Genomic DNA, 13,471 nt, shown 5'->3' on the forward strand with positions numbered 1-13,471 from the left:
GGTGTACGCTTGTCAGGTATAGAGTATATAGCTTAAAACTGACAAACCTTAGCGCAGGATTGCCATAATGGCGGTAATCGCCCTAGAAGCCACGCATCAACCTCCTTTTACGGAAGCTTTGCCGGAGCCGCTGTTCTTTCGAACAGCCTGCATGCCGCCGGCTGCACGCTACCCTATGCATCGCCATAATTGGGGGGAGTTCGTCTATTCCTTCACTGGTGTGATGGAAGTGCGTATTGGCGACAGTCATCTCTTGGCCCCACCGCAATATGGAATATGGCTTCCACCGCATATCGAGCATCAAGGCCTCAATCGTCAGGAAGTGTGCTACTGTTCGCTCTATGTGACCGAAGAACTTTGCGCCGATCTTCCAGCCAAAGCCTGCGCGCTTAATCTCAATCCATTGATCCGCACCCTGCTTGAACATCTGCGTATGAAGAAACCATCGCAACCGCAGCGACCACAGGAGACGCGACTGCTGCATACACTACTCGACCAACTGGCGATTGCTCCATGTGCCGGATCCTATCTACCCTCCAGCACCGACCCTGCCCTGCAAAAAATCCTGTCTATCCTGGAAGCCGATCCAAGCGACAATCGTACACTTCACGATCTTGCAAAGGTCGCCAATACATCCGAGCGGACACTGATGCGCCGCTGCAAGCAGGAGCTTGGCATGAGCTTTCCTGAATGGAAACAGCGTCTCAGAACGCTGAAAGCCATGCCGCTGCTCGAAGGGGGGGCCAAGGTCGAACATGTGGCGCTTGACCTTGGCTATGCCAGCGCATCGGCTTTCATCGCCATGTTCCGCAAACTGATGGGTATCACGCCCGACGAATATCGCAGACAAATTGGCGCCTGAACGCACGGCGCAGAAACCTCTGGCTGCAACTGAAGAAAATGTGCCCGTTTTCTCCTGCCAGCATCCGATGGATATTAAAGTTGCATTGCTTGCACGGCTTGCCCTTGTTCTTGCCCAAAGCAACCGCTACATCTCGGCTAAAGCATCGCTCCGGAGCCTGACTGGATTTTGGACAATACGATGCAGAGATTCAAAGGGTTGGAGTGGTCTTGCTGGGTCAGTTTCTGATCTGCGCCGCTCCGATTGCCAAGGAGACTTATATGATCGCATTGTTCCGCACCATTGATCTGGCGCTCGATATCTATACTTGGATCATTATCGCTAGTGCCGTTTTCTCATGGCTCTATGCGTTCAACGTCGTCAATTCTTCCAACCGTTTCGTGGCTTCAATCGGCGAGTTTCTTTACAAAGTAACCGAACCGGTTCTGCGCCCGCTTCGCAATATCCTGCCCAATCTCGGCGGCATCGATATTTCGCCGATTGTCGTGCTGCTGATTATCTTCTTCATCCGTCAGTTCATGTGGACGACGCTGCTTCCCGTGCTTCTTTAGGGAACGCTCAGAACAGATCAAACAAAAACGCCCGGACTTTCATCCGGGCGTTTTTGTTCAATTTTGCGAGGCTAACTATTTGCCCTTGGCGCGTTCAATCGCTTCAACGATGAACTTGCGCGCGTAATCTTCGTCGCCCCAATCGCCGATCTTGACCCACTTGCCGGGTTCCAGATCCTTGTAGTGCTCAAAGAAGTGCGCGATCTGCTTCAGGGTGATTTCCGGAAGATCGGAATAATCATGCACCTTGGCATAACGCTGCGTCAGGTTTGGCGAAGGAACTGCAATGATCTTCTCGTCCTTGCCAGAATTGTCTTCCATGACCAGAACGCCGATTGGGCGAACATTGATCACGCAGCCAGGAACCAGCGGACGGGTGTTGCAAACCAGAACGTCAATCGGGTCGCCATCTTCCGAAAGCGTGTGCGGCACGAAGCCGTAATTGCCCGGATAGGTCATAGGTGTGTAGAGGAAGCGGTCCACAATCAGGGCGCCAGCCTTCTTGTCCATCTCGTACTTGATCGGCTGTCCACCGACCGGCACTTCGATAATAACGTTGACGTCTTCTGGCGGATTGTTGCCGATGGAGATAGCATCAATATTCATGATGGGTCCTTTCGTGTCGCGCTCTGATAACGGGTTTCATGTTTCCGTGCAAGAAAAACGAAAGTTCAATAAAACGCGACGAATTGTCGTTCTCTTGAATGGAATAGAACGCGATCAGGTTATTTGTTCGATTTAGTGATTATTCACCCAGTTCTTTCAGCCGTTGAACGGCTGTTGGCGGCATGGGCGGAGCATTGGCGTCGCGACTTGCCGCGACCAGAAGTTCGTCACAGGCCGTTTCCGTCGTATCGATCAGTCGACGCAGAAATTCTTCCTTTTCGAGGCCAGCCGGAATAAGCGGCAGCACACGGCAACGGACAGTCCCCGGAAAACGCAGGAATTTACGGCGCGGCCAGTAAAGCCCGGCATTATGCGCTATCGGCAGAACCGGAAGATTCAGCGCTTCATAGAGATGCACGATGCCATATTTATACTGCGGTGGCGCACCCGGCGAACGACGCGTTCCTTCAGGATAGATGAGAATCTGCCGACCTTCGGCAATAGCCTTCTGCGCGCCTTTCGTGATGGAATGCAGTGCCTTGACGCGCGATCCACGATCAACCGGGATCATTTCCATCTTCGCAACATACCAGCCAAAGAGCGGTATCCGCATCAGTTCACGCTTGAGGATCAAAACCGGATCATCGAGCTGCGGCAGGAAAGCATAGGTGTCCCAGGCCGACTGATGTTTGGGCGCCACGATATAAGCACCTTCAGGAATATTCTCGAGGCCTTCGATCACATAATCGGTGCCAGCAATATATTTCTGAAGCCAAAGATTAACCCGTGCCCAGGTCTTGGGAACAATCCAGGCCTTCTTGCGCGGAAGCAGAAAATAGAACGGCGTATAGAGGATCATCTGCACGAGAGTGCCGACGTAAAAAGCCAGATTGAACAGAATGGAGCGCAGATAGAGAAGCATCGTATCGGCGAGAACCTTGGTTAAACCTGGCCTTCGTATCGGTTTGACGCGAATAGATCAGGTAAAAGAAACTGGGAGCTTTTCCATGAAAGCAGCGGCACCCGATATATCAGGAAGCTCAACTTTTTCCATAAGGAAATCTCGGTGCCAGTTGATCAATTCAGTATCAGCTAAGATCGGGAGTGAATGCATTGCCGAATAGCTTCGCCCCGGCAACACGAAGAGCAGCTCCCAGATATTTGACATATTCAATGAACAGGACTCTGAGTGTATCGCCCTCAGCCACCCAGCTATGAGCGCGCTTTTCGCCATTCACCACTGGATAGGGCACAAATTCTACATCCTGCATCCGATATGACATCTCAAGGATGCTGCGCGGGATATGGTAATTATTGGTGACGACGATCACACGATGGTAGTTGTTGGCGCGGATCCAGCGTTCGCTTTCGGTCGCATTTCCCACAGTGTTGAGCGCAGAACGGTCAAGATCCACGCAACATTCAAACAGGCTTTGTTCGGTATGTGTGGCACGCTGCAATGATTTTTCCGTGGTGGATGGATGAACGCCGCTGATCAGCAAGCGCTTGCCCTGTTTCCCTTTCAAAAGATCAAGCGCCGCCTGTATGCGTGATTGCCCGCCCGTCAGAACGACAATCGCATCGGCCGGCTCACCCAACACAGGCGACTGCATGCTGGTGACTTTCTCGCTGAAGGCAACAAAGCCAATCAAAAAAGCGACAAGGGCCAGAAAAAGCACAATGGAAATGGGCTGAAGTCGTCGAAATATACGCATTAGGACAGACCATATGAATTTACCAACGGCCAACGCAAGTATGGATGCCGAAAGTGCAGACGGCGCATCTGTTGTGCGGCTGCGGCGCCACACCACAACGCCCCTATGCGCTTCCGCCTTTGCCTCACTGCCTGCAGCCGCATCAATGCTTTCCGAACGCCCCGCCAATACCGTTTGCTGAACCTTGCGTTCACTCACCTTGTTATCATAGCCATCATTGCGGCGATAACTCGGAAAATTACCGGAAATTCGTGATTTCCGATCGGTATTGGCAAAAAAGGCGGTCATTCGGCTCGCACTCCCGGACCATCCATCGTGGAGAGCTGGCGAACAACGGTCAGACGACTTGTCAGCATGGTCAGCACACTCACCAGAATGATGATCACAGCTGCGCCAATATAGCCATCACGCCCAATGGCAAAATTGCCGAACATCGCAGCAGCCTGGTCGGCAGCCGGTGTTCCCATATGTCGCGACGCCCACCACGAGAAGACGAAGAATACCAACATGGCAGCCATGCCACCAAACAGCGCGCCTTTAAGAGCTGTGCGGAAGAAATGCCATTCAAATTCGCGCGCGACGAACTTCGATTCCGCGCCAATGAAGTGCAGAACCTCGATGATATGCCCGTTACCGGACATGGCGCCACGGGTGGCAAAGATAACCGTCAGAACGGTTGCTGCCACCACAAGCGACAAGACGCCCGTACCAATCAGCACCGTCGTATTCGCCATGGAAACAAGTCTGTCGACCCATGTGCGATGGTCATCAAAACTTGCGCTCGGAATGGCGCGGGTGATTTCAGCGCGCATGGTTTCAAAATCCGGCGGCGCATTTTCGTCAATCGTCACAACAACCAGACGCGGAACCGGCAATTCATCGATATTGAGACCACTGCCAAGCCATGGCTCAAGCAAGCGAGCGGTCGCATCCTTGCCGATAATACTGGTGTCTTTGACGCCCGCAAAACCGCGAGCAATACCGCTTGCATCCTGCAGCGCCTTGTCCATATCGAGCCCATCGACAGGACGGATCTGGATGGTCGCCTCGCGCGCAATCTGGCTCTGCCACTGGGCTGCCGAAGCACGCACCAAAGTCACGCCACCAAGGGTAAGACAGGCAAGAAAGGTCATGATCGCGATCACGATCACCAGCGCCGTGCCGGTTACACTTCCGTCAGGCACGATGGGAGTTGGCCTCTGACGCTTCCGGCGTTTGCCGATGCGGACCATCAGCATATCCTTGAGGTCTTCAAAGCGTATGCGCAGGTCGTCCATGAGCTTGCGGAAAGCGTGTCGCCAGTCTTTGTCAGCTTCAATCATAGATATCGAGCCGCCCATGTTCGAGGATCATGCGCCGCGCATTGACCTGATCCATCAAGGAAAGATCGTGCGTCGCAATGATAACAGCAGTTCCAGAGCGGTTAAGCTCGGTAAAAAGCCGCAACAAGCGCTTGGCCAGCGGCGGATCAACATTGCCTGTCGGCTCATCCGCGAGCAGAAGTTCGGGTTGGTCGATCAATGCGCGCGCAATCGCTGCACGCTGCTTTTCACCACCAGAAAGCACAGGCGGCAGCACATTCATACGGTCGCCAAGCCCGACCCAGTGCAGAAGTTCCTCCACCTCATGCCGATAAGTCGCCTCTTCCTTGCCGCGCACACGCAGCGGAAGTGCGACATTCTCATAGGTCGTCATATGATCAAGCAGCCGGAAATCCTGGAAAACAATCCCAATCCGCCGACGCAGGAGCGGCACTTCCTTGTGATCGAGCCGTGCGACGTCCTTGCCGAAAATATTGATCAGTCCGCGCGTCGGTTTCAGCGCCATGAATAAGAGACGCATCAACGACGTCTTGCCGGCTCCAGAGGGCCCGGTCAGGAACTGGAATGAGCGCGGCGGAATATGAAAGCTGACATCCTTGAGGATCTCTGGCCCCATTCCATATCTCAGGCCGACATTCTCGAAACGTATCACCGGTGTGCTTCTCTAAATTGTCCGCATTCCGATTGGGCTACGGATGAAATCGATATCAGAATGACCTTTAACCTCCATGGTTAATGTGAGGTTAACGCGACTGGAATCGTCGATAAAAATTGCGCGAGCATCGTTTTTTATAACGCAAAACATTCAGGCAATTATTGGAACGGATGCAACGAAACCTGCCCGATCTGACAAACGCCAAATCGGCTGCAATCTGATTGAAAATTTAGGGCGCATTCCAAAAAAATGTAAAACGGCTTTCGGCAAAGAGGCGCACGAAGAGAAATAATACTATTCCCAGCAACCGAGATTGCGGCCTTTGAGATTATGGGAATCGATATCTGTGACGAGGCGTGCATCCTCGCGTAGCAGAACCATGGTCGTACGCTGCTTGAGGTCGATCCTTTGCCAGCCGCCACATTCCTTCGGCATAGGAGGAGCGCTGTCGATCCTGACCGTTTCAGACCATGCACTAGCCGAACAACCGGATAATACTGCACCAACGGCAACCACCATCACGGATTGCAGAAGCGATCTGCATGTTCGAGCCTCAATTTGAATTTTCAAGGCTGGCAACTCCTTATAACGCCCCACGAAACACCCGCTTTGCCGAGATCGTTTTCATCGCAATTATCTGCATGAACAAGCTTCTTATAACGCGCGTGCACCCACGACCGCAATATACAAGACAAAACCAAGCATGATTTAAATTAAGGCAAAAAAGCGACCGATTTATGGGGTTTTCGGGTCATTTCGAAAGTTTGGAACTATTTAAAAGAACATTCTAATACAAATTCAAATCAACATGAAATTTACTGCTATCACTATAATATCCGGCAAATATCACAAACATATCGACCAATTAAGCACGATTGATGTAAGAAAAACACGACTGTATATTTAGTCATCTGATTCGCACCGGCATTTATCACTACACCAACACTGGGGACTTCCATGTTGAACAAACTGTCTGCGGAATTTTTTGGAACGTTCTGGCTCGTCTTCGGTGGTTGCGGCAGCGCGATCTTCGCTGCAGCCTATCCTGAATTGGGCATCGGCTTTTCTGGCGTCGCTCTCGCCTTCGGTCTGACCGTTCTGACGATGGCTTATGCTGTCGGCGGCATTTCCGGCGGCCACTTCAATCCAGCGGTCTCGTTCGGCCTTCTGGTCGCGGGACGTTTCCCGGCGAAAGACCTCATCCCTTACTGGGTTGCACAGGTTCTGGGCGGCATTGCTGCGGCAGCCGTTCTTTATCTCATTGCAACTGGCAAGACCGGCTTCACGGCAGGTGGCTTTGCATCCAACGGCTATGGCGAGCTGTCACCCGGCGGCTTTAGCCTCACCGCGGCATTGATTGCTGAAATCGTACTGACGGCGTTCTTCCTCATCGTCATTCTCGGTTCGACCTCATCAGCCGTACCATCGGGCTTTGCACCGATTGCCATCGGTCTTTCTCTGACCCTGATCCATCTGATCTCGATCCCGATCAGCAATACATCGGTCAACCCAGCCCGTTCTGCGGCTGCGGCCCTGTTTGCAGAAACTGGCGCTTTGGGGCAGCTCTGGCTGTTCTGGGTGGCCCCACTTGTAGGTGCCGCGATTGGCGCCATCATCTGGAAAGGCCTGCTCGGTAAAGACTGACCAGCAAAAACCATACACAATCATCGAAAAGGCCGGTTTATATCGGCCTTTTTTCTTTTTCCGATCAGCAACAGACAAAGAACTACTCCGCATATGTTGCAGAGCTGTGAGATTCTCCAAGAAAAAGTGATCATTGCCCGTTAAAAACTGCTGTAAGAAGAAGTTCCGTTTTACAGTTGTCCTGAGCAATGTCCCCCAGCACCGATGCTTCCCACGCGGACCGCTATGCCGCATTCCGCCATACTTCGTTCAAGAAATACTGGGCCGCACGCTTTCTGAGTGCGTTCGCCGTCCAGATCGTCAGTGTTTCCGTCGGCTGGCAGATTTATGATCAGACCCGGGACGCTTTCAATCTCGGCATGGTCGGGCTGGTGCAGTTTCTGCCCGCATTGCTGCTCGTTCTATTCACCGGGGCCGCAGCCGATCGCTTTGGCCGACGCCTCGTTATGGGGCTGTCGCTCATTCTCGAAAGCGTGGTCACGGCAATATTGCTCATCCTGACGCTCACCGGCCTGTTTGAGCCGCTAACCGTCTTTGCAGCCTTGCTGATCTTTGGCGTGGCACGTGCATTCCTCGGACCATCTTCCGCCTCCCTCGTGGTCAATCTGGTTCCGAGCGAAGATTTCGCCAACGCCGTTTCGTGGAATGCATCGGCATGGCAGGTAGCGACTATTGTCGGCCCTGTTGCAGGTGGACTGCTCTACGGCGTCTCGCACATCGCGGCCTATGGTGTGGCGACCGTATTTCTGGTCGCTGGCTCCATCCTGATTTTCTCTATTCCAAAGCCCAAACAGCACACGACGACAGAAGAGCGCTCGCTCTCTACCATGCTCGCGGGCTTCCGTTATATCTGGAAAGAGAAGATCGTACTCGGCGCAATCTCACTCGATCTTTTCGCCGTTCTGCTTGGCGGCACGGTTGCGCTTCTGCCGATCTATGCCCGCGATATTCTGGATCTCGGTCCATGGGGGCTCGGTCTTCTGCGCTCGGCTCCCGGCATCGGTGCCGTTCTCACAGCCATCTGGCTTGCAGGTCACCCGATCCGCGATCATGCCGGGCGTGTGATGTTCGTCTTTGTTGCCCTGTTCGGCCTGTTCAACATCATCTTCGGCGTTTCAACACTGACATGGCTTTCGATCGTCGCTCTCGCCCTTGCGGGTGCTGCCGATATGATCAGCGTCTATATTCGTGAAACTCTGATGCAGCTCTGGACACCCGACCATGTTCGCGGTCGCGTCAATGCGGTCAATATGGTATTTGTGGGCGCTTCTAACGAGCTGGGTGAATTCCGTGCCGGGTTGATGGCTGCTGCCATCGGTGCCGTTCCTGCGGTAGTGATTGGCGGCATCGGATCGATTGCCGTTGCAGCCGCCTGGGCCGTCATGTTCCCGCAATTACGCAAAGCACGCAATCTGCAGGGTCGAACTTAGAGCATTTCCAGCAAAAGTGCGAAGCGGTTTTGCGTGGGATAATGCGACAAAACAAGTATTTAGAACGACTCCAGCGACTCCGTTTTAACTGGAAACGCTTTAGAGCACGTTTCGATCTGATTGGCTCAGATCCACGCTCTAAATATTTGTTTTAACGCGCATCTTTGTCCGAAAACCGTTTCACACTTTTCGGGATGCGCTCTAAGCGTCAGAGCGTGTCAGGCCTCTGGCGCGCTCTTATTGGCTGCGTAAACACGCGCCTCGATCATATTGCGGTCTTGTTCTGTGATGCCAATGAGATGGGCAACCCGCCACATCACATCAGCTTCCACTTCACTGACAACTCCATCCGCATAAACGATTTCCCACATCAAGGCAGCGAAATCGACGCGAGCCTGATAATCGAGATGACGCTTCAGTACAGACGTGAAATCTGAGAGGCTGATTGATTCCTGATCGGCCTCTTCTGCGGCCTTGATCAGCTTTTTAAGCGCATCGCCCTTGAGACCATATTTCTGCGACAGCATGCCCGAGAGTTTTGCACGCTCGCTTTCGCGCGTTTCGCCATCCGCATCCATGATGTGAAACAGAAGGGCAGCTGCTGCAAGCCGCGGATCGGCATCGGAAAATTTTTCGCCCCGCTCACGCAAACCGTTGCCCGGCAACTCTTTCAGAAAATCCAGCAAACGCTCGAACATCCACCCTCGCCATAGAAACACTTCTGCCGGCAAACCGCCGTTCTTTAGAACAATTGAAAATAGCGAGCTAATAGCGAGGCACAAGACAGCAAACCGCCCTGCCTCGGTTTCAACTGCTCAAGAGTGGGTTGCCGTGGTCTTTAGGCAACAATTATTGGGTCAGAAAAGACGCAAACCATTGTTCCGGCTCTTCTGCGAAGACTCGCTTTCATCAACACCAGGATCGTCAACGATGATATGAGCAGAATGCTTCTTGTTGTCGTCCTCTTCGATGTCGAGTTCAGCCACATCCACAACCGCTGGCTTCTCAACTTGTTTGATTTCAGACTTTACCGGCTCCAGCTTGACTTTGACGGGCTCGGCTTCCGGCACAACCACTTCAGCCTCGACCACGTCTTCAAACGTTGGCTTGGGTACAGGTCTTTCAACCGCTGCGATCGCCCTGCTTTCTGCGATGTGATCCGGAACCGCTTCCGCAATTTCCGGCTTTTCAACCTCGATCACCGGCGAAAGCTGCTCAACCGGCACTTTCCATTCAAAACTGTTCAAGCGTCCGGTAACCGGCGACACAGGTGACCATTGCTCTGAAACATAGCCGTCCGCCGTCCATGCAGGATCACGCGGCGCCTTGACAGCCTGAGCAAGCCACTGCCGCACCTTGCCCTGATCGCCGGTCTCGGCCTCTTCGATATCTGCCAGCAGCAGATAAGCGCTTTCGCGGGGCGCACCGCGCAACACCTGTTCGGCATTATCGCGCGCCAAACGATAATCACCTGCCTCATAAGCCGCACGTGCCAGCGCCAGACTGCCTTCGACATTGCTCGAACGCAGCGTCACCAAATGCTTCGCCCGTTTCAAACGGTCCTGCACAGTGTCGCCGGCACGACCATATACATAGGTCGAAGCAATATCGGGATGCGGCGAACGTTTCCACGCAGCTTCAAGGATTTTTGAACCCTTGCGCACTTCGCCATCGGCAAACAGCGCACGTGCAGCAACAACGGCCGCAGGCACAAGATCAGGCGCAAGCTTATTGGCTTCGAGCGCTATGGCCTTGGCATGTGCATGATCCACATTCACCGTCGCCATTGCTTTGGCAGTGAGAAGCGCTGCGCGCTCCTTTTTCACCACATCCTTGCTGTGAGCGAGTGCCTGTTTGCGCGCATCCACCAACTTCAATGCACCATCCCAATCGCCTTCAGAGCAGAGCTGGCCCATGACCGCAGAGGATGCCCATTCAAGCTGTGGCGCTTCTTTTGCAGCTTCCGCCGCATAATGACGGGCGGCCTCGCGTGCGCCGACACGCTGCGCTTCGATATAAAGACCGCGCAGACCAAGCAACTTGGTTTCCGGGTCTTCAATCATGGCTTCAAAGCCCTTGCGGGCATCGTCGGTGCGGCCTTCCAGCATGGCAGTCTGCGCTTCAAGAAGCTTGATCAGTGGCTCCTGATCCGAGTTCAAAAGCTTGGCCGCCTGCTTGTTCATGCGGCGCGCGGCCTCCGCATCACCTGCACCCGCAGCAATCAGTCCGGTCGATAGTGACTGATAGCCACGGTCGCGTTTACGGGCTCGAAAATGACGGCGCAGCGTATAAGGCGACTGGATGATACTCTTGATAAGCCACCAGAGAATCAGGATCGTGGCAACAATCGCTACCACACCCGCAGCAGCGGTAATCAGCGGCACATTATAATGATTGCCAGCGAAGGTGACATCAAGCTCACCCGGACGATCCGCGAGCCACGAAAAGCCAAATCCCAGAACGACGACAATAGCGAAGTAAAATATCACACGCAGCATGGACGACGCCCCCTTAGTTTGGCGCCGTGGCGTCTGTTGCAGTTTTTGGCTTGAGGCTGTCGGTCACAAGACGCTGGATCAATGCATCTGTGTTGTGCCGCGCCTTCATCTGACTTGCGAACTCTTCTGAAGCCGCTTTCGCATCAGCAGGCAGCTGCTCCCATTCAGAAATTGCCCGTTCAAGATCACCGGCATGAAGGGCTGCTTCCATGCGCGCTGTGGTCGGACCAACGCCCGTCCCACTCACATTACCCGCGACAGGACGCACGCTGACGAGACCTTTGGCGCTGGCGACAAGCTGGTCCCATACGCCTGCATCGGCAGGCAGCTTGTTTTCAGTGGCAATGATTTTGTTTGCAACAGGTCCAAACCATGCATTGAGATCAGCGATGGTCGGAACCCCTTTATCGGCAAAAGCACTCAGCCCTTCTACCGACTTATCCTGTGGCGCAACAGACGCATACGTCTCAAGCTCCGCCTTGAACGAGCCGCCACGATCAATCGCCGTCTTCAATGCATTGGCAGCAATCAGCGCCGATGCATCCGGCTGGCGCGCATTCGCACTCACCTTTTCCTGAAGCGAAACCAGCTTCTGTTCGAGATTGGAGATCGTGCCACTGTTACCCGAAACGCCAGCCGCGGCCTGATCGGCCTGGCTTTTTGCATCGCTCAATTGCGATTCGAGTGCTGCAAGACGCTCGGTCAACGCAGAAATCTCGACCGGAGCAGAACCGCCCTCGCCTGCCTTGGGCAGTGCCGCAAACTGCTGCTGAATTTCGGTGAGGCTTCCCACAACAGCTTCAGATTTGATTTCAGCCGCTTCGACATTCTTCTGCAAATCGGCAAGTTGCGCCTTGCTGGCATCATCGAGTGGCGCAGGCGCAGGATTGGTGCGCAGATCGGCGATCTGCTGTTCCATGCGCGCCAATTGCTCAGCAGTGACGCGCGATCCCGGCGAAGGCACCACATTACCCCACTGCAAAGCCAGCAGACCGCCAAGCGCAATCACGCCACCGGCAACGCCCGCCAGCAGATAAGCGCCGCCTGAACCGGATTTCTTTTCAGATACCGGCGGTACAGACGTGGAGGCGCGCGGCGCTTCCCTTGAGGTTTCAGGCTTAACACCAGCCGTAAAGGGGGGCTTCTCCGCTTTGGGTTCAAATTTTGGAGTAGCCGTTGCGGCAGGTTTTGGATCGGTCATCTTCGAGAAATCCCCTACTGGCTCGGCTGCCGGTGTTGCCTGAACCATCGCCTGATTTGTCGCCTGTGGTTTTGCCGCTTCGTCAACGCGTTTAACATCCGACGGATCGAGATTGATCGTCACGGGCTTGCGGGCCGGTTTGGAATGTCGCGGAGTGCCGGATTTCGCCATGGGTCCTCTCGTCGTGCAAAGAATGTCTTTAAAGCTTATCAGATAAAATCAGGAGATGAAGAAAGGTTACGCGCAAAAGAGTCAAAGTTTGGAAAACAAACGAAATATACCGCTCTCATCAGGATGATCCGCGATCAGTGCCTGCGCGCGCCATTCCTCTGGCAAGCAGTCGGCAACCCGTTCAGAAATGCTTAGAAACCGCGTTTTCCGGTCAAACTGCGTGTCAGTTTTCTGTATCAACTCGACAAACAGCTTCGCGGCGACAGCAGAATAAAGCAGCACCGCGACAAATGGACCTTTGTCGAGCGCGGCTTTGATTTCATTGACCGAATAGTCGATTGTCGCGATATCATAGACGTCGCAAACCGCCATGGTGAGACCCGCTTGCGACACCTGATGCTCAAATACAGGCTGACGCACACGTCCTGCGAGATAAAGAATCCGCGCGCTTTTCGGCAGATATTCAGCCATCCTGGCAGCCAGACGCACAGCATCACCGCCACCTTCAATCACGGTCTGAAAGCCCGCTTCCCGGGCCGCACGTGCCGTGCCTTCGCCGACAGCAAACAGCGGCAGGGTTTTCAACGGTTGAAGTTGTTCATTTGGTACGTGTCGAAACGCATTGGCGCTCGTCACGGCAAGCGCATCAAACGATTGATTCCTGATTGAGAATTGAAGCGCGACGGTATGGCTAACCGGCAAAGAGACAGGCGAAAAACCCAGATCGGTAAGCTTTACCGCCGTCAATGACGCCGACGGTTCTGGCCGTGTGATCAAAACACGACCGCTGATCACTGCCTTCCGCTCTTCAGCCAA

General features: G+C 53.8%; 14 protein-coding genes. 4 read left to right on the forward strand and 10 right to left on the reverse strand.

Annotation, left to right across the window (positions count from 1 at the left end):
- Positions 1–67 precede the first annotated feature (67 nt).
- Both CEV33_RS12460 and CEV33_RS12465 read left to right on the forward strand, forming a co-directional pair.
- On the forward strand, positions 68–862 hold the full coding sequence (locus CEV33_RS12460; RefSeq protein WP_094540778.1) for an AraC family transcriptional regulator: 795 nt from the start codon (positions 68–70) through the stop codon (positions 860–862).
- Positions 863–1,122: 260 nt separating this feature from the next.
- Entirely contained in the window at positions 1,123–1,413 is a 291-nt protein-coding gene (locus tag CEV33_RS12465) for a YggT family protein (protein ID WP_094540948.1), read from the forward strand.
- Between the two features lie 75 nt (positions 1,414–1,488).
- Here CEV33_RS12465 and ppa read toward each other — a convergent pair whose 3' ends face one another.
- The 6 genes from ppa to CEV33_RS12500 all read right to left on the reverse strand — a co-directional run bounded on the left by ppa (position 1,489) and on the right by CEV33_RS12500 (position 6,230).
- Positions 1,489–2,019, reverse strand: coding sequence for an inorganic diphosphatase (gene ppa, locus CEV33_RS12470; protein ID WP_007872105.1), 531 nt, complete (start codon positions 2,017–2,019; stop codon positions 1,489–1,491).
- 139 nt (positions 2,020–2,158) lie between these two features.
- Positions 2,159–2,941 carry a lysophospholipid acyltransferase family protein gene (locus CEV33_RS12475; RefSeq protein WP_094540779.1) on the reverse strand — a complete coding sequence of 261 codons (783 nt, stop codon included), beginning with the start codon at positions 2,939–2,941 and terminating at the stop codon, positions 2,159–2,161.
- Positions 2,942–3,107: 166 nt separating this feature from the next.
- Positions 3,108–4,022 (reverse strand): YdcF family protein, encoded by a 915-nt coding sequence (locus CEV33_RS12480; protein WP_094540780.1) that lies wholly within the window; start codon positions 4,020–4,022, stop codon positions 3,108–3,110.
- Complete coding sequence (locus tag CEV33_RS12485) at positions 4,019–5,011, reverse strand: cell division protein FtsX (protein WP_374816946.1); 993 nt, start codon at positions 5,009–5,011, stop codon at positions 4,019–4,021. The genes CEV33_RS12480 and CEV33_RS12485 overlap by 4 nt, the downstream gene beginning before the upstream one ends.
- Positions 5,012–5,048: 37 nt before the next feature.
- A complete protein-coding gene (ftsE, locus tag CEV33_RS12490) occupies positions 5,049–5,672 on the reverse strand; it encodes a cell division ATP-binding protein FtsE (protein ID WP_235818420.1) in 624 nt (207 codons plus the stop codon).
- A 333-nt stretch (positions 5,673–6,005) separates the two neighbouring features.
- The gene (locus tag CEV33_RS12500; RefSeq protein WP_374816947.1) at positions 6,006–6,230 is read right to left on the reverse strand and encodes a hypothetical protein; all 225 of its coding nucleotides are present in this window, start codon (positions 6,228–6,230) and stop codon (positions 6,006–6,008) included.
- Positions 6,231–6,668: 438 nt separating this feature from the next.
- Between CEV33_RS12500 and aqpZ the strand changes: the two genes are divergently transcribed.
- Positions 6,669–7,355: an aquaporin Z gene (aqpZ, locus tag CEV33_RS12505; RefSeq protein ID WP_094540784.1), complete on the forward strand. Its 687-nt coding sequence runs from the start codon at positions 6,669–6,671 to the stop codon at positions 7,353–7,355.
- Between the two features lie 188 nt (positions 7,356–7,543).
- Complete coding sequence (locus tag CEV33_RS12510) at positions 7,544–8,785, forward strand: MFS transporter (RefSeq protein ID WP_094540785.1); 1,242 nt, start codon at positions 7,544–7,546, stop codon at positions 8,783–8,785.
- A 218-nt stretch (positions 8,786–9,003) separates the two neighbouring features.
- Here CEV33_RS12510 and CEV33_RS12515 read toward each other — a convergent pair whose 3' ends face one another.
- The 4 genes from CEV33_RS12515 to CEV33_RS12530 form a co-directional block, all read right to left on the reverse strand.
- Positions 9,004–9,483, reverse strand: a complete 480-nt coding sequence (locus CEV33_RS12515; RefSeq protein WP_094540786.1) for a tellurite resistance TerB family protein — start codon at positions 9,481–9,483, stop codon at positions 9,004–9,006.
- A 159-nt stretch (positions 9,484–9,642) separates the two neighbouring features.
- Entirely contained in the window at positions 9,643–11,283 is a 1,641-nt protein-coding gene (locus CEV33_RS12520) for a heme biosynthesis protein HemY (RefSeq protein WP_094540787.1), read from the reverse strand.
- Positions 11,284–11,296: 13 nt separating this feature from the next.
- Positions 11,297–12,655: a COG4223 family protein gene (locus tag CEV33_RS12525; protein WP_094540788.1), complete on the reverse strand. Its 1,359-nt coding sequence runs from the start codon at positions 12,653–12,655 to the stop codon at positions 11,297–11,299.
- Positions 12,656–12,736: 81 nt separating this feature from the next.
- Entirely contained in the window at positions 12,737–13,471 is a 735-nt protein-coding gene (locus CEV33_RS12530) for a uroporphyrinogen-III synthase (RefSeq protein ID WP_094540789.1), read from the reverse strand.

Origin of the sequence: Brucella grignonensis (assembly GCF_002252505.1) — a bacterium.
GTDB lineage: Bacteria > Pseudomonadota > Alphaproteobacteria > Rhizobiales > Rhizobiaceae > Brucella > Brucella grignonensis.